Below are 19,224 nucleotides of genomic sequence, written 5' to 3'. Positions count from 1 at the left end.
CCGCGGTACCACCTCGTATTGGATGCAAAAGCATCCCGCTTTGTTCAGGTACAAAATATATACCTTATCCTTGTAACGGCGGAACCCGGGTTGCCTACTGAAAATAATTGTTCAGCATACCTCTCGTAAGCCCATTCCGTATATGGCACCGCACCGGGCTCCCACCTATTCCCGGCTCTCTGTAACGTCTCCAATATACGTACTCTTCTTACTTAAACGATTTCATTTATTTAATTTTTTATACACAAAAAGGGAGTACTCATCCTATAGAAAGGACGGGTACTCCCGTGGTGCCACCTTAATTCGTTACGAATGTAACGCACTTTACCGTATCAAAAACAATACGTGTCTCTTTTATCGATGAGATCATGTCGCCAAAGCCTACTTCTTTCGTTTCGGTTTGGAAGCTCCGAAGCCCATTCCACATCAATTCCATACTGATTCGCACCAACCATCAGCTCTCTGACATGTTCATCATGTGTACTCTTCTTCATCAACGCTTGCATTTTTTTAAGTTGCACTCATTATAGACCTTACTTTTTTCATAAGTCAATACTTTTTAAAAAATTTTATTTTTCTCTCCTTTCAATATTATATTGACAAAACAACCTCTTTTTATGTAAATATAATAAATACTCTATTAAAAATAAGGTTTTTTGTATGAATATTATATATTAAAAAAGTAAAATGATGTCAAAAAACGCTTACATTTCTGAAAATTCATATTTCTGTATGGATTTTTCAGAATAATCATGATAGATTATAAATATGCATAACGCATCAAAAGATATGACAAAAGGAAGGGGAACTACATGAGTACGCAGATGTTAACTTTAACTTCTATCTCTATTTACATGCTCGGGATGTTAGTCATTGGCTATTTCGCCTATAAACGAACGTCCAACTTAACAGATTATATGCTTGGCGGGCGTACACTAGGCCCCGCAGTAACAGCATTAAGTGCTGGAGCATCCGATATGAGTGGTTGGCTTTTAATGGGATTACCCGGTGCAATGTTTAGCGTTGGATTAAGTAGTAGTTGGATTGCGATCGGCCTGACATTAGGCGCATACGCAAACTGGCTATATGTCGCTCCTCGCTTACGTACCTACTCTGAAATTGCAAACAACTCTATTACTATCCCAGAATTTTTGGAACACCGTTTCCACGACAAATCCCATATGCTACGCTTAGTATCTGGACTTGTTATTATGATTTTCTTTACTTTTTATGTAGCTTCAGGACTCGTTTCAGGTGCTGTATTATTTGAAAATTCATTTGGTATGAACTACCACGTTGGATTATTCATTGTAGCTGGCGTTGTTGTTGCTTACACATTATTTGGTGGTTTCTTAGCAGTAAGTTGGACAGACTTCGTGCAAGGAATCATTATGGTAATTGCTCTTATTCTTGTTCCTACTGTTACAATTATGAATGTAAATGGACTTGGTCCAGCATTTAGCACAATTAAATCAATTGATCCAACATTATTAGATATTTTTAAAGGTACTTCTGTATTAGGTATTATTTCATTATTCGCATGGGGCCTTGGTTATGTTGGACAACCTCATATTATCGTACGCTTTATGGCAATTTCTTCTGTAAAAGAAATTAAAAGTGCGCGACGAATTGGTATGAGCTGGATGATTTTCTCTGTTGTTGGAGCTATGTTTACTGGTCTTATCGGTATTGCATACTACTCAGACAAAGGATTAAAGCTATCCAATCCAGAGACAATTTTCCTTGAACTTGGAAAAATTTTATTCCACCCGCTTATTACTGGATTTTTATTAGCAGCTATTTTAGCAGCGATTATGAGTACAATTTCATCTCAGTTACTCGTTACTTCTAGTGCTGTAACGGAAGACTTATATCGTACTTTCTTTAAACGTTCTGCTTCTGATAAAGAGCTTGTATTTGTCGGCCGTATGGCTGTTCTTGTTATTGCATTAGTTGGGTGTGCATTAGCGTTTAAACAAAATGATACGATTTTAGCTCTTGTTGGATACGCTTGGGCTGGATTTGGTTCTTCATTCGGACCTGCTATTTTATTAAGCCTATATTGGAAACGTATGACGAAGTGGGGCGCACTTGCTGGTATGATTTCTGGTGCCGCTACAGTCATTATTTGGACGCAATTCAAATTCTTAAAAGAATTCTTATATGAAATGATTCCTGGTTTTACTATTAGTTTACTAGTAATTGTAATTGTTAGTTTACTAACACAATCTTCAAAAGATGTTGAAGAGCACTTTGAGACTTTTGAAAAGCAACATAGTCATAATCTATAAAGAAAAAGCTCTGCTGTTATCGTATCAGCAGAGTTTTCTTTTTCTCAAAGTTCGACAATCTTCTGCTCGAATTTAACAATTTCTTTATGTTTCATTAAATTAAACGTAACACTACTCCTTTATAGTAGTACTATCAGCACTTATACAGAAAGGGGACTCCAACATGTTAGCAGCTTTCCAGCAACAACAAACACGAAAATTTTCACCTATCACAAATACTTCTACGTCTTGTTTGAACATACAACCTAATCCACCTAAAATTTCAATCGCTCCTTCTGTTATTTCAGTCATCGGTGTTCATATGGAAAAAAATAAGTTGAAAATAAGAACTGGCCAAAGCACTGAGTTGTCCGCCACTGTTTTGCCAGTACAAGCAACCAATAACGAACTTATTTGGACAAATACGAATGCTGATGTTATCACACTGTATCCAAAAGGTGATACAGTAACGATTACTGGAAAAAGTGCAGGTAGGGCAGTCGTAATTGTTACAACTGCTGAAGGTAAGTTCAGGGACCTATGTATCATTCATGTACAACCTTATATGACAAACCCAAAGTAAAAGAGTGGCTATGAAGCCACTCTTTTACTTTATTTCAATGTGTGGATTTTTACTTGTAACGAGATTGATAAATTGCTCTTTATCTTTAGGAGACATAATTTCTGTTTGATGTGTATCGTAAACAATTTCAAGTCGATTAAGTGACAATGCATAGGCTGCTATTGGATTTTTCGTATTTGAAATTTGTTTTATATCTCGTATCAATATGCGCTTTTTCACGAAACCGGATCTAATAGTAATTGTTTCTTCTCCAACAATATATTTTGTTGAAAACCAACTCCACATCAATAAGATAGCTAATGGGATTGTGAAAAACAAAAGAAAATATTCTCTTCCTGCAAATATTGGAGCAAAACAAGCTCCAATGACAACGAAAAAAATCGGATATAACCATGCATCTTTTTTTGATAGAAACTCCATTTCCCTCCCCCTTCTACGCCCGTATTTCTATAAAACAAAAAGAGAAGTATCATAACTTCTCTTTTCTCTCTTAACATTATAATTCCTGTGTATAAACAGGCTCGTTTACGACATTTTTTGCTGTTCTTTTTTGTTGCTGCAATAAGAAAACAGATACACCAAACAATACGAGTATGCTACCGATCATTTGCATAGCATTTAATCTTTCCCCAAGTAAGAAGAATGCTAGTATAGATGCTCCAACTGGCTCCCCTAAAATACTCATCGAAATTGTTGTTGCATTTACGTAGTTTAATAACCAATTATTAATGACGTGTGACACTGTGGGTACGACCGCAAGTAAAAGAAAGACGGTCCAATCCCACTTCGTATAACCTGTAAAAGGCACTTGCAATACTATATTATAAATCCCCATAAAAATACCGGCGAATGCAAAGACTGTAAAGCTGTAAATCCAGTGTGATACTTTCTTTACTGTCGTTTGGCCGATAAATAAATAACCGACAACTGCTATTACACTTAAAAAGGATAATATATCGCCATAAATTGCTTGTTCACTTAGTCCTAAATCTCCCCAACCAATACACACTACACCTAATATCGCAATTCCCATTGTCGCAATGGCTGAGTATGTTGTTCTTTCTTTAAATAAGAAAAAACCTCCAACTAAAGATACGATTGGTTGAAGTGCTAAAATAATCGTCGAACTCGCAACTGTTGTATGCTTTAAAGATTCAAACCATAAAAGAAAATGAAGTGCTAAAAAGAAACCAGATCCGATTAAAAATCCCCAATCTTTTATTTGAATCTTACTAAACTCTTCCCGTTTTTTCCAAACAATAGGCAGCATAAGAAGTACGATAATCCATAATCGATACATACTTAATATGGAAGATGGTGCCGAGGACATCTTTACAAAAACTGCTGCGAATGAAATGGCTATAATGGAAATAGCTAATGGTAGCGCGATTGACCTTTCTTGTTTCAAATTCCGTCTCCCCTCTCACCTGTCAAAAATCCCACTTCATTATATCCGTTTTCTTCCCTAACTTAAATACTAATTTTTTAGATTCTTCGTACCATTATGGTAAAATAGAAACGAAAGCACCTATTAGTGAATCTTTCTTTTTCACTACAAGCGTCGCTCTTACAATCATTACAGTAAATTTTTATTTAGGGGGATCTACATGAATCAAACAATTGGGAGAATTGAAGAGATTTCATTTTATAGTGCATCACTTCAAGAAGATGTTACACTTCTCGTTTACTTACCGGTAAATTACACACCGCTGCACAAACATACAGTGGTCATTGCACAAGATGGAAGAGATTATTTTCAGCTTGGTAAAGCACACCGTGTAATTGAGCGCCTTCGTCAAACTGAAGAAATTGACCGTACAATTATTGTCGGTATTCCATATAAAAATGTACACGATCGTAAAGAAAAATATTTCCCAAACGAAGTGAAAAACGCTGCGTATATTCGTTTCCTTGCTCATGAACTTGCACCATATATCGATGAAAATTATCCAACGTACCAAATGGGAAAAGGTCGTGTGCTAATTGGTGATTCTCTTGGCGGAACAGTTTCCTTTATGACCGCACTGATGTATCCGCATACATTCGGTAAAGTCATTATGCAATCACCATTTGTGGATGAAACAGTAATGAACTTAGCAAAAGACTTCAAAAATCCAGAGGCACTAGAACTTTATCACGTCATTGGGACAGAAGAAACAGCTGTAAAGCGCACTGATGGACAAGTATCTGATTTCGTAGGGCCGAACCGTGAGCTTCATACGCTTTTGACAGATAGAAATTTCATTACACATTACGAGGAATTTGAAGGTAATCATACGTGGAAATATTGGCAAACTGATTTACCGAAAGCTTTCTCTCATATGCTATCAATGAAATAATAGAGAGCAGTATTCAGAATAATTTGATATAATAGAGTAAGAGAGTTATTTTCTCAAAATCTAACTAGACTTACAAAGGGAGGAATTGGAACATGAAATTAGGCATTGTAATTTTTCCATCTAAAATGATTCAAGATAAAGCGAACGGATTGCGTAAACGTTATGATCCGCACTACGCATTAGTTCCGCCACATATTACATTGAAAACACCCTTTGAGACGCAAGACGAACAATTAGAATCGATTGTAAACGAGTTACATACAATCGCAAGTAAAACGAACCCTTTTGCCCTTCACGTTGGAAAAGTTGGTTCATTCGCACCTGTTAATAATGTTCTTTATTTTAAAGTAGAAAAAACACCAGAACTTACTTTCTTAAATGAGGAAATGCATAGCGGATTCTTTACACAAGAACGCGAATACGCTTTCGTACCTCATTTAACAATCGGACAAGGCTTATCTGATGCAGAGCATGCTGATGTACTAGGACGATTACGTATGAAAGATTTCTATTATGAACAACCAATTGACCGCTTCCACCTTCTATATCAATTAGAAAACGGAACGTGGACTGTACACGAAACATTCCGCCTTGGAAAGGGGAACAACTAATTTGCATGCACAGATCGTACAAACGGACGAACAACTAAGAGATGCATTCTCTGTACGTAAGCAAGTATTTGTGAAGGAACAGCAAGTTTCTGCCGAAGAAGAGTATGATGAGTTTGAAGAAACTTCCATACACGTTGTTATATATGATAATGATGTTCCCGTTGGTGCTGGACGTTTTCGCACCATTGATGGAATAGGAAAAATGGAACGCATTTGCGTACTAGCTTCCCATCGTAAAAAAGGCATTGGAAAAATTGTTATGGATGCACTTGAAGCGTATGCGAAGGAAAACTCGCTACCAAAATTGAAGCTGCATGCCCAAACACATGCAGAAGATTTCTATAAGAAACTTGGATATGTAACGAGTTCTGATGTATTTATGGAAGCAAATATTCCTCACATCGTTATGATAAAAGAATTGTAATTTGAAAACAGGAGGTATCCCCTCCTGTTTTTTACATTGCTATTTTCTTTTTCTTCCGCTAAAGTTAAATGTTGATGCTATAGTTTTGAAGGTGAATATATGACACAAGAAAAATTTTCACAAAAATCATTAACGCACGCTGATATTCCACGTGCAACATATCATATTCCAAAAACATCTACCCATTTAATTATGGAAGAAGATGCAGATGCGGCGTATTTCCGCGCTCTCGAACAGCAAAATGTATTTTTAAACGAAAAACAATTAGAGGCTGTACGAACGACAGAAGGTCCTGTTCTTACATTAGCTGGTGCCGGAAGCGGGAAAACATCTGTTTTAACAACTCGCGTCGGTTATTTAGTAAATGTAAAACAAGTTCATCCGAGAAATATTTTATTACTTACATTTACACAAAAAGCGGCTGAAGAAATCCGAAATCGTGTAGCGAATTTACCGGGTATGAATCATGCGGCAAGTAACTACGTTGTTGCTGGTACGTTCCACTCTGTCTTTTTAAAATTGCTTCGTAGTCAAGGATATAATCAGCAAATTTTAGCAAACGAAAAACATAAACAAATTATGATAAAGAAAATTCTAAAAGAATTGCGTTTAAAAGACGATTATGATGCTGAAACGATGCTCGCGATGATTTCACTTGAGAAAAACAAGTTGAATCGTCCGAAAGATGTAAAAGCAAAAACACCCGTTGAACAAGAATTTAAAGAAGTATACGAGCGTTTTGAAGAAGTGAAACAACGATATAATTATATCGATTTCGATGACATCTTATTAGAAACATATTATATGTTAGAAAATAACGCTCCTTTGCTTACCCAATTACAACAACGTTTCCACTATATTGAAGTAGATGAGTTCCAAGATACATCGTATGCTCAATATGAAATTGTAAAATTGTTAGCTTCGCCAAGAAATAATTTATTTATCGCAGGTGATGACGATCAGGCGATATACGGTTGGCGAGGAGCAAGTCACCAAATTATTTTATCTTTCCCAAAAGAATTTGATAACACTACGATTATTGCCCTTAATACGAATTATCGATCCAATCCTTTTATTGTCGGACTTGGAAATGAAGTTATCAAACTAAATCAAGAACGGTTTGATAAAGAGCTATATTCTGTTCGTGAAGAAGGTGTACAACCTTTTTATGCAAGACCGGCTACGACTCTTGATGAAGCAAATCAAATTTTGCAGCTCATTCAAGAAAAAGTAGATAGTGGTGAACGAAATTATAAAGATTTTTGTTTGCTGTATCGCACACATTCTGTAAGCCGTTCGTTACTTGATCAGCTTACCATTCATAAAATCCCGTTTATTAAGCACGGTGCGAGTCAGTCATTTTATGAACATTCTTTAATTAAGCCTGTATTGGATCATTTACGACTAGTAATTGAACCGTTTCGATTAGAATCACTTTCAAACATATTACCAACGATGTATATCGGGCGTGATGATTGTATTTCATTTATTGAACGTGAACAATGGAAATATGGTGAAGGCCGTTTCCCTTCTCTTCTTCATTTCTTATTATTAAATCCGAACTTAAAACCTTTTCAAGTGAAAAAGGTAAATGAGCGTATCGATTTTATTAAATTTATAAAAGAATTAGAACCGAAAAAAGCATTAAAAGAAATTATTCATGGTAAAGGAAAGTATTTAGAGTACTTACAAAGTAACGATCGTTCTTCCTTTACGATGCATAAAGATATACAAGAAGAAATGTTAGAAGAATTAATGGAGTCGGCAAATCGCTTCACCGACATTCCAGCTTATTTACAATTTATTGATGAAGCCATTCAAGGGCAAAAAGAAATGGAAGCATTAAAAACAATGCCGCAAAAAGATGCTGTTTCACTTATGTCTATTCATAACGCAAAAGGCCTTGAATTTCCATGTGTCTTTTTACTCGGAGCGAGCGATGGTATTCTGCCCCATACTTCTTCTTTAAAAGATGCAAATGATCGTGTTACAGAGACTTCTGAAGCTTTAGAAGAAGAACGCCGACTACTTTATGTCGCAATTACACGTGCGAAAGAAGAATTATACATTTCCTCTCCGCAATTTTTTAGAGGAAAAAAATTAGATATATCTCGCTTTTTGTATACTGTGCGAAAAGATTTACCTGAAAAGACATCCACGAAATAAGGATGTCTTTTTTTATATTGCAATATGTACATCCCTCCTATATAAATTCCCTCTTTTTATCATAAGAATTAACGTAATATCAACCATATCCCACTCATATTGTAATAGTGTATGTCAGAACTCACGAGAAGGAGTGAACATAATGAGCTGCAATTGTAACGAAGATCATCAACATGATTTTGATTTCAACTGTGTATCTAATGTCGTTCGTTTTATACATGAACTACAAGAATGTGCAACAACAACATGCGGATCTGGTTGTGAAGTCCCCTTTCTAGGAGCACATAATAGCGCATCAGTAGCAAATACACGTCCTTTTATTTTATACACAAAAGCCGGAACACCATTTGAAGCATTCGCGCCATCTGCAAGCCTTTCTAGCTGCCAATCTCCAATTTTCCGTGTCGAGAGTATAGATGATGATGATTGCGCTGTATTGCGTGTATTAACTGTTGTATTAGGTGACGGTTCTCCTGTACCACCTGGTGATAATCCAATTTGTACGTTTTTAGCTGTACCAAATGCAAGATTAATATCGACCAACACTTGTCTTACTGTTGATTTAAGTTGCTTCTGCGCTATTCAATGCTTACGTGATGTTACGATTTAAAACTAAATAATGAGTTAAGCATGGATTGGGTGGCAGAATTATCTGCCACCCAATCCATGCTTAACGAGTATTATTATGTAAATTTCTTAAAATTGGGAACTTGTCTAGAACATAGAACCTGTCCTTTTCATTAACTGAAAGTAGAAACAGATAAAGGAGTGAAAAACATGTTCTCTTCTGATTGCGAATTTACAAAAATCGATTGTGAGGCGAAACCAGCTAGTACACTACCTGCCTTCGGTTTTGCTTTCAACGCGTCTGCACCTCAGTTCGCTTCATTATTTACACCACTACTATTACCTAGCGTAAGTCCAAACCCAAATATTCCTGTTCCTGTAATAAATGATACAGTAAGTGTCGGAGATGGCATTCGAATTCTACGAGCTGGTATTTATCAAATCAGTTATACATTAACAATTAGTCTTGATAATGTACCTACTGCACCAGAAGCTGGTCGTTTCTTCTTATCATTAGGTACACCGGCTAACATTATTCCTGGATCAGGTACAGCGGTTCGTTCTAACGTTATTGGTACTGGTGAAGTAGACGTATCCAGTGGTGTTATTCTTATTAACTTAAACCCTGGTGACTTAATTCAAATTGTACCAGTTGAGTTAATTGGAACTGTAGACATCCGTGCTGCAGCATTAACAGTTTCACAAATTGGTTAGTAAAAAGCGGTATTTCTTCATTGAAATACCGCTTTTTATATGTATAATAAAAAACACTCACAGTAGCATGAGTGTTTCATTCTTCATAGTGTTTTATTGTATTCTTCTTTTTCCCACAATTGCATCCTTTTTTCTTCACAAATCCTTGTTGTTGCAATTGTTCTTGATATGCCTGTTGTTGTGCATAGTGCTGTTGCTGTATGTTATACCATTGCTGCAGGTCATATGAATTTTGCCTTGGATTATTGCTCACAGCAAACATCTCCTCTACTGTCAATTCTGTCTATTTACTATATGAACAACTCTTTATTTCCGTTCCCTCATTCTTTTAAACTCCGCTTTTTCTCTTAGTATGAAAATATATTATTCTCCCATAAAATATCCTGTAATCGTTTCAATGATTGCTGCTGCTCCTGCAATAGCTAATAACGCAAGTAACGGCTCTGCAACGATTGGAATCCAATTATATAAAACTAATAAAAAAGCACTAACCCATACACCTGTACACCAATAACAGCTTAATAATTCGCCAATCCACTTTCTTAATCCTTTACCTTTTACTTTTGTAAAAGTTGATACACTTCCATCCGGCTCTGTAATCTCTAATTCGTCAATAAACGGTCTTCGCAAAAAAGCTGTAATTTTATCATAAACAATTAAACGGGTGAGCCTAAAAGCCGCTAACGCGAAAATAAAAAATAAAAGCCAACTTGTAAACAGCATGATTCCACCTTCCCTTATCTTCTTTCGCCTATTTAAAAAAAAAGGTCTTGAGATTGTGACCAAATCTCCTCGACTCCAATATCTTATTAATGTAAATACAAACAAGAAGATAAGGAGTGACATTAATGAGTTGTAACGAAAATAAACACCATGGCTCTTCTCATTGTGTAGTTGACGTTGTAAAATTCATCAATGAATTACAAGATTGTTCTACAACAACGTGTGGATCTGGTTGTGAAATCCCATTTTTAGGGGCACACAATAGTGCTTCAGTAGCAAATACACGCCCTTTTATTTTATACACAAAAGCTGGAACAGCATTTGAAGCATTTGCACCATCTGCAAGCCTTGTTAGCTGCCAATCTCCAATTTTCCGTGTGGAAAGTGTAGATGATGATAGCTGTGCTGTGCTACGTGTATTAACTGTTGTATTAGGTGACGGTTCTCCTGTACCACCTGGTGATAATCCAATTTGTACGTTTTTAGCTGTACCAAATGCAAGATTAGTATCAACTAACACTTGCCTTACTGTTGATTTAAGCTGTTTCTGTGCTATCCAGTGCTTACGCGACGTTTCTATCTAATAAGTGAAGTAAACTAAAAAACTATTGGGGTGGTAGAAGATTTCTACCACCTTTACATATTTAAAAGCCAGCCATACTAATTGATTGTATATCATCTATAGACAACTTAATATCTCGCATGCTATTTGGTGGCATAATCGCTACAATTCCATTACGATACGATATGATTGATCCAACATATGAAACTGTAGCTGTTTTTATTCTACACCTTACTTTCGGAATATAATGAGGGCGATTTAATAAAAAATGAATTCTCTCTTCGTTATTCATATCCTTAAATGATTTATTATATGGAACAGTTCTCACTGGCTCTTGCTGTTCTTGTACTTGCTGTTCTTGTACTTGTTCCTCTTCCTCTTCTTCTATTTTCCCTTCCACTTGCTGCTCCTCTTGTTGTTCCTGTTCTTGTTCTATGACCTCTTCCACAGCACTACTTACAACATTTTCGTTTCTATTACTTTCCTCTTTTCGATCCTCATTTTCAAAGTTTGTTAAAATAATTCTTTTTATTTTCGGTGCAGCAAGTTCCAAACTTACTTGCGCAATATATAACAACGGTTTTCCAACTGTTGAACTTTTATTTTTATTCTTCACACTCGTCCCTCCCACTTCCATACGTAGCTGGATAAATCGTGTACTATTATAGTTATATTCATCACATGGTAAGAACTTTCGTTAAAAATCGTTCTTTCCAAGAACAAATAAAAAGGACAATCTCAACATGTAGAGATTGTCCTTTAACAATTCATATTATAATTATCCTAAGATATGATACCCTGAATCAACGTGAATGTTTTCTCCTGTTACGCCGCGTGCTAAATCACTGAATAAGAATACTGCCGTATCCCCAACTTCTTCTGGAGTTGTTGTACGACGAAGTGGTGCGCGCTCCTCAATTTCTCTTAAGATTGAGTTAAAGTCGCCTACACCTTTTGCAGATAACGTACGAATTGGACCTGCAGAAATAGCGTTAACGCGAATGCCATGTTGACCTAAATCGTTCGCTAAATATTTCACGCTCGCTTCTAATGAAGCTTTTGCAACGCCCATAACGTTATAGTTTTTCACAACGCGCTCGCCGCCAAGATATGTTAACGTTAAAATATTCCCGCCTTCTGTCATTACTTTCTTCGCTTCTCTTGCTACAGCTGTTAAAGAGAATGCACTAATATTTTGTGCAAGTAAAAATCCGTCGCGAGAAGTATCTACAAATTCACCTTTTAAGTCGTCACGATTTGCAAAAGCAATACAGTGCGCTACACCGTGAATTGTACCAACTTCTTGCTTGATTGTTTCAAAACAAGCTGTAAGTTCTTCATCATTTGTTACATCACAAGGTAATACAAGTGATTCTTGTCCTTCTAATGTATCCGCTAATTCACGAACATTTCTCTCTAAACGTTCTCCTGCATATGTGAAGATTAATTTTGCACCTGCATTATGCAAAGAGCGAGCAATTCCCCATGCAATACTTCTTTGGTTCGCAACGCCCATAACAACAAATGTTTTCCCTTGTAATAGTTCCATGATATATCCTCCCAGAAATACTTATACTTGTTATTAGTACCTGATACTATAATTATAGTAACATAAAACCTCTTAAAGGCAAACAAAAAAGTCATTAACTGAAAATTGTTAATGACTTTTTGTTTCTATAAAAAAACGCTCTAATCCTTCTTCCCAAGAAGGCATTTGTAAAAAACCATTTAATCGTAGCATGTTATGTTGGAAAATAGAATATTTTGGTCTCGCTGCCGCCGCTCCAAATTCTTCAGTTGAAACCGGTAATACATCCACTTTCATATTTGCATACGAAAATATTTTCTTTGCAAATTCAAACCAAGAACATGATCCTCTATTGGATATGTGATACGTACCGTATAAAGAAGTATGAATGAGCTTATTAATCATTACATTTAAATCCGCCACATACGTAGGAGAACCGATTTGATCCGCTACAACAGATACTTCTTCTCTTTCTTTCCCTAATCGCATCATCGTTTTCACAAAATTATTTCCATACTTACCATACAACCATGACGTACGAACGATAAAGTATTTATTATGTAACTCTTTGACGAACTGCTCTCCCGCATATTTAGAAGCCCCGTATATATTTATCGGCGCCGGATTATGAAATTCATCGTACCCTTCCGGTCTATCACCTTGAAATACATAATCCGTACTAATATAAACTAACTTCGCCCCCACTAATTGTGAGGCAACTGCTACATTTCGAGCCCCTATTGCATTTATTCTATAAGCAAGATCTCGTTCTTTCTCAGCTTGATCAACCTTCGTATACGCTGCACAATGAATAATGATATGTGGCCTTATTTCTTGTACTACTTGCTGCACTTTGGATATATTTGTTATATCTAGTAACTTTTTATCAAATGGATATATGTCATATTCTTCAGGATTTAACTCTTCTTGTAGTTGCTTTCCCAATTGACCATTTGCTCCTGTTATGATAATCCGTTCTCTCATTTATATGCCCCTTACTTTTTTAATGGTTTCCACCATTCCTCATTCTTCTCATACCATTGCACCGTTTCTTGTAACCCTTGCTCAAACGTATACTTCGGTTCCCAATCAAATTCATTCTTCATTTTCTCTGCATCAATCGCATAACGGCGGTCGTGTCCTAAACGGTCTGTCACATATTCAATATCCTTTTCCGTTTTTCCTAAGAGAGTAATAATTTGTTCCACAACATCTATATTTGTTTTTTCATTATTTCCACCTATATTATATACTTCTCCTATACGTCCCTTATGCAAAACAACGTCAATCGCACTACAATGATCCGTTACATGTAGCCAATCTCTTACATTTAATCCATCGCCATATAACGGTAATTTTTTTCCTTCGAGCGCATTCGTAACCATTAACGGAATTAATTTTTCAGGATATTGATACGGCCCATAGTTATTGGAACAACGCGTTACGATAACTGGTAATTGATATGTTTTATAATAAGATAAAGCTATCATATCGGCGCTCGCTTTGCTTGAAGAATATGGACTATTTGGAGATAACGGGGTTTCCTCGGTAAATCGCCCTGTTTTTCCTAAAGAGCCATACACCTCATCCGTTGATACTTGCACGAGTTTAATATGCGGATATTTTTTTACTAATTCTAATAAGGTGACTGTCCCAATTACATTTGTATCATAAAAAGGGATCGGATTTTCAATACTACGGTCCACATGTGATTCAGCTGCGAAATTGACAATTACTTGCACATCACGTTCCTTAATAACATGCTCCAGCAGCTCTCCATTTTGAATTTCACCTTTTACAAAATAGTAATTCGGATGATCTTGAATAGACTTTACATTATTTAAGTTTCCACTATATGTTAATGCATCGAAATTAATAATTTTATATGTTTCATAGCTTTGTAACATATAATGTACAAAATTACTTCCAATAAATCCGGCCCCACCTGTTACTAATATATTCATACACAACTCTCCTACTCAAAAACTATCTTCACATTCCTGAAGCGATGGTAATATTCGATCTTTATCAGACAAAATAGGGCTTGTTACCGGCCATGGAATTGCTAAGTCTTTATCATTCCAAAGTACCCCTGAGTCATGATTAGCACTATAATACTCATCTACTTTATACATAACAATAGTATGCGGGACAAGTGTACAAAAACCATGTGCAAATCCTTTTGGCACTAATAATTGCCGATGATTATCCGCGCTTAAAATATATCCTCTCCATTGTTTAAACGTTGGGGAATCTTTTCGCAAATCGACGATAACGTCATAGATTGCTCCTTGCATAACTTGAATAAGTTTCGTTTGTGCTTTCGGATTTTTTTGAAAGTGTAATCCCCGAATCGTTCCCGCTTCCGCTGAATATGAAACATTATCCTGTACAAATGAATACGTAATCCCTAATGTTTCTAGCACCTTCTTATTATAACTTTCAGTAAAAAAGCCACGCCCATCTCCAAATAACCTCGGTTCTAACAATTTTGCGTCAGTAAAGTTTGTTTCTATAACTTTCATATTTTCACCTATTCTCCGTTAAACTGTTTACCAAAGTTTATATCCCGCGCTAACGTATTCGCCCTTTGAAGAGAAATGTGAGTTCCTGCATCAGTCCACCAACCGCTCATTTCATTATAAGTAAGTACCCCTCGTTTTAAATACCAATTATTAATATCTGTAATTTCAAGTTCTCCCCTTGCGGAAGGTTTTAATTCTTTTATATAAGAAAAGACTTTCGAATCATACAAATAAATTCCTGTGACTGCATAGGAACTTTTCGGCTCTTTCGGCTTTTCTTCAATTTCAATTATTTTGTCGTTTTGAATATGCGCTACGCCAAATCTCTCCGGATCATCTACAGATTGCAGCAGTACTTTCGCACCCTCTTTTTGATTTGCAAACTCTTCAACATACGGACGAATATCATCAGAAAAGATATTATCTCCTAATATAACTACCATGCGATCATTCCCAACGAAGTCTTCACAAAGCCCTAATGCTTGCGCAATTCCGCCAGCCTTATCTTGCACACGATACGTAAAGGACACGCCAAATTCTTGACCGCTTCCTAAAAAACTAACAACATCTCCCATATGCTCTTTACCTGTAATAATCATAATATCTGTAATTTCGCATTGTTTTAGCTTATATACTGCATGATAAATCATTGGATACCGTCCAACTGGAAGCAAATGTTTATTCGTTACTTTCGTTATTGGATATAATCTTGATCCAGTTCCACCTGCTAAAATAATTCCTTTCATCCTGCATCTCTCCCTTATGATGGAGATAATATATCTTTGTAATGTTCTACAAACACTTTCCGATACTCCTCATATGTATCCGCATCAAACTCATCCCCGTTATAGTGAATACACCATAAATTTGCTTGATTAGGGATACCAATTAAATAACCAGCCCTTTGAAATTCTAAAGACTGCGACACATCATAAAAGTGGAACCCTTGAAACAAATCTTCTCGCCATGGAATATCATATTGCGTTGCCATGAATAAGCCATCAATTGCCTGCACCGACATAAAAGATTGTCTTCCATAAAATTCCTGATCCGAATTTAATAATTGATAATTCCGTCTTCTGTACTCAATCACTTTCCCTACTAAATTTTTCCCTTCCCACCATATCCCGTTACTCGGTAAAAATTGTGCTCCAGCTACTCCAATTAAGCCGAGCTTTTCATTATCTTTAAAAAGGGAAATAAGTGTATAAAACATCTCTCGATTAATAAGATAAGTGTCCTGATGTATATAAACCTTATACTTCGCGGGATATGAAAGTGCTCGGTTATATGCACTCGCCATACTTTTCGCATCTCGTATCGGAAAAATTTGTACGACATAATCAGGGGGAACAAAAAGATTTCTTATTTGTCTCTCGCATTGTTCAAATAGCTCTTCATTATTTACACAAACAACAACTAATATTGTACGATCCTTCATTTTGTAGCCCCTCTATTCGTCTTGATTTACATCTGACATATAGTTCTCCACAAATATCTTTCTATACTTGTCATAATTGGTCATATTCACATCAATGTGATAGTGAATGCACCACGCATCACGCTGTACAGGAACCCCAACTGTATAGCCAGCTTTTCTAAATTCAAATGACTGAGATACATCATAATAGTCAAATCCATCAAACAAGTCTTCTCGCCACGGAATATCATACTGCGTGGCCATCAATAAACCATCAATACATTCCACCGGCATAAATGTTTTTGAATCATGGTACGGCTGTTCTTGAGTTGCCATATAAAATAAATCGTTCATATAACCAATTACTTTCCCAACAACCCCCTTGCCTTCATTCCATATCCCGTTTGGAGGAACATATTGGGCTCCAATCATTCCAATCATTCCAAGATGTTCATGTTCGTTAAATAATTGAAGTAATCCGTATAAAAATGCCACATTCATAATGAAAACATCTTGGTGTATATATACTTTATATTTCGCTGGATGCGAAATCGCTTGATTATATCCGCTCGTCATACTTTTCGCATTCCGAATTGGCATAAATTGTACAGTATACCCTGGAGGCACTGCTAAGCTCAATATATGTCGTACGCACTGTGCATACATTTTCCGATCATTTATACATGTGACAAATAATATTGTTTTTTCAGCAGCGCTCATAGCTGTGATTTTTCTGCTTCAATAATATACTGAAATACGACTGTTTCAGCCATGAAGCCACTTCCAAGACGATATTTCTTACAAATTCCATATAACTCCTCAATAAGTGGTTCGTACATTTTATGATCAACATATACACGATCTACTTTACTAATCGAATAGCCTGCTTTTAAAAACATTCGGAGCATTTCATTAAATGTAAAGAAACGAATATGCGTTTTATCTAATAAACCATATTCTGTATACGTCCAATTTCCAGCGAGTAAAGGAGCTAATACTGAGATATGAGAAACGTTCGGTATACTAGCCAAAATTACACCATTTTGCTTTATATATGGTTTTACTTTTTCTATTACCGCCCACGGATCAAATAAATGCTCTAATACGTCACCAAATATAACGCAATCAAATTGCTCCTCCTCGTACGGCATATCCATTGTTTCTATATCGCCTAAAACGACATGATCTAGTTTTTCTTTTGCTTGTTCTGCCGCCTCTGGGAATGCCTCAATTCCAGATACACGTGTGCCATTTTCTTTTATGGCAGCTCCCAATGCACCACTCGAGCAACCGATATCAAGAACTTCTTTCCATTCCTTTTTTATATGCTTTAATAAATTCGGATTCACTGCATTATAATAATGCCCAGACTTTTCTTCGTATAAAGAATTTTTTGGGGAATTCATTTTACACACTCCTTATGCAAATTGAATTTGAAATATAAATCTCATTTAAAGTCTATAAATGTAACCTGTACTAGTTACATTGCCGATACTTTACTATATAGCCAATCTATTAGAGTTAGAATCGCAATGAGCCATTTCTAAAAAAAGCTGCCTATAACGATTTATATTGTTTATCAAAAACACTCCGAAAATATTTGCGGTTATATTCGATTGCAGCATTATTTGGAACATAAGCAGCCGCTAATTCGTTGTAATAATAAGCTTTGTCTTGATCTCCTAACTTGCTATAACAAATACACATTTGTAAATAGGGAAGCCATGTGTAGCTCGCTGGACTATGAAATGGACTCTCCGTCGCCATTGGTACTTCCGTTGCAAGTTTAAACCAAAATATCGCTTCGTTATATTTTTGTTGTTCCATATATATATATCCTATTCTTGTACAATTCTCCCCTCTAGGAACATCATATCGAAACGACTTCACGCAAGATTCAATTGCCTTTTCCCATGATCCAAGCTTTGCATAGCAATCTCCTAACTTACCACATGCATAAATTTTCTCTTCATACCATCCTTCATCTTGATTAAGAAATGTTTCATATAGCATAACTGCATCATCATATTTTTGGTTATCCATAGATTCATTAGCGTAATAAAATAAATCTCTCGGACTCAATTCTTCTCCTGCAGCTACAGCATTTTGAAAAATTTTCAAATTACGATTTGTTACCTTTTTTTCTTTTTTATGTGTAATAGCAACATTACTACTAAAAGTTTCACCAGAAATAGCTAAATACTCATGAACCTTTCCAAACCATTGAAATTGTTTTTCACGCTTTACAAGTCGATTTCTTTTTGTACAATATAAAGGTTTCCCGCTAGAATCCAATGCAAGATGATAAGGCATCGAAACAGCATCAATTTTAGGATCTAATTCTCTTTTTAAAAGTTTCAATGCTTCTTGAGCATCTTCTAATAATACGTCATCTGCATCTAGCCACAATATATACTCTTGCGTTGCTTTTGAAAAAGAAAAATTTCTTGCTGCTGCAAAATCATTAATCCATGGAAAGTCATATATGTTAGAGGTATATTGAGCTACAATTTCTTTCGTTCGATCAATGGAACCTGTATCAACTATAATAATTTCATCAACAATTTTTTCGACTGCATCTAAACATCGACCTATTGTATCTTCCTCATCTCGAACAATCATACATAAACTAATTGTAATTCCTTGCTTGTTCAACATAATCACCCTCTTCCAAATCAATCATATGTTATACATACAATAAACTTTCCACTTTTTTAACTTGCACAAGCAGTTTAAGATTTCTTTTCAATAATTCAAATGTCCGTGTCATTTTCTTTCGGTTTTGCATCTAC

23 protein-coding genes and 2 other annotated features (1 of these 25 only partly in view) are annotated in these 19,224 nt (G+C 35.9%); of the genes, 9 read left to right on the top strand and 14 right to left on the bottom strand.

Annotated elements, in window-relative coordinates:
- Positions 1-226, bottom strand: a binding site (T-box leader); it reaches 19 nt to the left of the window's first position.
- A 42-nt stretch (positions 227-268) separates the two neighbouring features.
- Positions 269-506, bottom strand: a binding site (T-box leader).
- 306 nt (positions 507-812) lie between these two features.
- Positions 813-2,291, top strand: coding sequence for a sodium/proline symporter PutP (putP, locus tag RTP99_RS24770; RefSeq protein ID WP_000107202.1), 1,479 nt, complete (start codon positions 813-815; stop codon positions 2,289-2,291).
- A 163-nt stretch (positions 2,292-2,454) separates the two neighbouring features.
- Positions 2,455-2,853 (top strand): Ig-like domain-containing protein, encoded by a 399-nt coding sequence (locus tag RTP99_RS24765; protein WP_000878739.1) that lies wholly within the window; start codon positions 2,455-2,457, stop codon positions 2,851-2,853.
- Between the two features lie 24 nt (positions 2,854-2,877).
- Here RTP99_RS24765 and RTP99_RS24760 read toward each other — a convergent pair whose 3' ends face one another.
- A complete protein-coding gene (locus RTP99_RS24760) occupies positions 2,878-3,273 on the bottom strand; it encodes a PH domain-containing protein (protein WP_000395143.1) in 396 nt (131 codons plus the stop codon).
- A gap of 76 nt (positions 3,274-3,349) precedes the next feature.
- Positions 3,350-4,261, bottom strand: a complete 912-nt coding sequence (locus tag RTP99_RS24755; protein ID WP_000808260.1) for a DMT family transporter — start codon at positions 4,259-4,261, stop codon at positions 3,350-3,352.
- Positions 4,262-4,460: 199 nt separating this feature from the next.
- Between RTP99_RS24755 and RTP99_RS24750 the strand changes: the two genes are divergently transcribed.
- From RTP99_RS24750 to exsF, 6 genes are all read left to right on the top strand, one after another.
- Positions 4,461-5,192, top strand: a complete 732-nt coding sequence (locus tag RTP99_RS24750; RefSeq protein ID WP_001076853.1) for an alpha/beta hydrolase — start codon at positions 4,461-4,463, stop codon at positions 5,190-5,192.
- Positions 5,193-5,284: 92 nt separating this feature from the next.
- Entirely contained in the window at positions 5,285-5,803 is a 519-nt protein-coding gene (locus RTP99_RS24745) for a YjcG family protein (RefSeq protein WP_000765874.1), read from the top strand.
- 1 nt (position 5,804) lies between these two features.
- Positions 5,805-6,227 (top strand): GNAT family N-acetyltransferase, encoded by a 423-nt coding sequence (locus RTP99_RS24740; protein ID WP_000543275.1) that lies wholly within the window; start codon positions 5,805-5,807, stop codon positions 6,225-6,227.
- Positions 6,228-6,326: 99 nt separating this feature from the next.
- Positions 6,327-8,393 carry an ATP-dependent helicase gene (locus RTP99_RS24735; RefSeq protein ID WP_000191163.1) on the top strand — a complete coding sequence of 689 codons (2,067 nt, stop codon included), beginning with the start codon at positions 6,327-6,329 and terminating at the stop codon, positions 8,391-8,393.
- A 142-nt stretch (positions 8,394-8,535) separates the two neighbouring features.
- Positions 8,536-9,003 carry a spore coat protein CotY gene (gene cotY / locus RTP99_RS24730; RefSeq protein ID WP_001277714.1) on the top strand — a complete coding sequence of 156 codons (468 nt, stop codon included), beginning with the start codon at positions 8,536-8,538 and terminating at the stop codon, positions 9,001-9,003.
- A gap of 167 nt (positions 9,004-9,170) precedes the next feature.
- On the top strand, positions 9,171-9,674 hold the full coding sequence (exsF, locus tag RTP99_RS24725) for an exosporium protein ExsF (protein WP_000492932.1): 504 nt from the start codon (positions 9,171-9,173) through the stop codon (positions 9,672-9,674).
- Positions 9,675-9,750: 76 nt separating this feature from the next.
- Here the strand turns inward: exsF and RTP99_RS24720 are convergent, their stop codons facing one another.
- Both RTP99_RS24720 and RTP99_RS24715 read right to left on the bottom strand, forming a co-directional pair.
- On the bottom strand, positions 9,751-9,936 hold the full coding sequence (locus tag RTP99_RS24720; RefSeq protein ID WP_002194706.1) for a hypothetical protein: 186 nt from the start codon (positions 9,934-9,936) through the stop codon (positions 9,751-9,753).
- Positions 9,937-10,037: 101 nt separating this feature from the next.
- The gene (locus RTP99_RS24715) at positions 10,038-10,397 is read right to left on the bottom strand and encodes a DUF1360 domain-containing protein (protein ID WP_000899662.1); all 360 of its coding nucleotides are present in this window, start codon (positions 10,395-10,397) and stop codon (positions 10,038-10,040) included.
- Positions 10,398-10,522: 125 nt separating this feature from the next.
- Between RTP99_RS24715 and exsY the strand changes: the two genes are divergently transcribed.
- The gene (exsY, locus tag RTP99_RS24710) at positions 10,523-10,981 is read left to right on the top strand and encodes an exosporium assembly protein ExsY (RefSeq protein ID WP_001277726.1); all 459 of its coding nucleotides are present in this window, start codon (positions 10,523-10,525) and stop codon (positions 10,979-10,981) included.
- 60 nt (positions 10,982-11,041) lie between these two features.
- Here the strand turns inward: exsY and RTP99_RS24705 are convergent, their stop codons facing one another.
- The 10 genes from RTP99_RS24705 to RTP99_RS24660 all read right to left on the bottom strand — a co-directional run bounded on the left by RTP99_RS24705 (position 11,042) and on the right by RTP99_RS24660 (position 19,090).
- Positions 11,042-11,596 carry a spore coat CotO family protein gene (locus RTP99_RS24705; protein WP_073569397.1) on the bottom strand — a complete coding sequence of 185 codons (555 nt, stop codon included), beginning with the start codon at positions 11,594-11,596 and terminating at the stop codon, positions 11,042-11,044.
- 141 nt (positions 11,597-11,737) lie between these two features.
- On the bottom strand, positions 11,738-12,508 hold the full coding sequence (gene fabI / locus RTP99_RS24700) for an enoyl-ACP reductase FabI (protein ID WP_000421885.1): 771 nt from the start codon (positions 12,506-12,508) through the stop codon (positions 11,738-11,740).
- Between the two features lie 108 nt (positions 12,509-12,616).
- Complete coding sequence (rfbD, locus tag RTP99_RS24695) at positions 12,617-13,471, bottom strand: dTDP-4-dehydrorhamnose reductase (protein ID WP_001209174.1); 855 nt, start codon at positions 13,469-13,471, stop codon at positions 12,617-12,619.
- Positions 13,472-13,482: 11 nt separating this feature from the next.
- Positions 13,483-14,451, bottom strand: coding sequence for a dTDP-glucose 4,6-dehydratase (gene rfbB, locus RTP99_RS24690; protein ID WP_001024145.1), 969 nt, complete (start codon positions 14,449-14,451; stop codon positions 13,483-13,485).
- A gap of 15 nt (positions 14,452-14,466) precedes the next feature.
- Positions 14,467-15,012: a dTDP-4-dehydrorhamnose 3,5-epimerase gene (rfbC, locus tag RTP99_RS24685; protein WP_000864170.1), complete on the bottom strand. Its 546-nt coding sequence runs from the start codon at positions 15,010-15,012 to the stop codon at positions 14,467-14,469.
- 8 nt (positions 15,013-15,020) lie between these two features.
- On the bottom strand, positions 15,021-15,758 hold the full coding sequence (locus RTP99_RS24680; protein ID WP_000676173.1) for a sugar phosphate nucleotidyltransferase: 738 nt from the start codon (positions 15,756-15,758) through the stop codon (positions 15,021-15,023).
- Between the two features lie 14 nt (positions 15,759-15,772).
- Positions 15,773-16,453 carry a glycosyltransferase family protein gene (locus tag RTP99_RS24675; RefSeq protein ID WP_312367969.1) on the bottom strand — a complete coding sequence of 227 codons (681 nt, stop codon included), beginning with the start codon at positions 16,451-16,453 and terminating at the stop codon, positions 15,773-15,775.
- Between the two features lie 12 nt (positions 16,454-16,465).
- Complete coding sequence (locus RTP99_RS24670; protein WP_001271202.1) at positions 16,466-17,152, bottom strand: glycosyltransferase family protein; 687 nt, start codon at positions 17,150-17,152, stop codon at positions 16,466-16,468.
- Entirely contained in the window at positions 17,149-17,838 is a 690-nt protein-coding gene (locus RTP99_RS24665; RefSeq protein ID WP_001087864.1) for a class I SAM-dependent methyltransferase, read from the bottom strand. The genes RTP99_RS24670 and RTP99_RS24665 overlap by 4 nt, the downstream gene beginning before the upstream one ends.
- A 151-nt stretch (positions 17,839-17,989) precedes the next feature.
- Positions 17,990-19,090 carry a glycosyltransferase gene (locus RTP99_RS24660; protein ID WP_000932900.1) on the bottom strand — a complete coding sequence of 367 codons (1,101 nt, stop codon included), beginning with the start codon at positions 19,088-19,090 and terminating at the stop codon, positions 17,990-17,992.
- Positions 19,091-19,224 lie beyond the last annotated feature (134 nt).

It is taken from the genome of Bacillus sp. (in: firmicutes) (assembly GCF_031983925.1).
In the GTDB taxonomy this organism is placed as follows: Bacteria; Bacillota; Bacilli; order Bacillales; family Bacillaceae_G; genus Bacillus_A; species Bacillus_A pacificus.
This window is presented reverse-complemented; position numbering and strand designations above follow the sequence as displayed.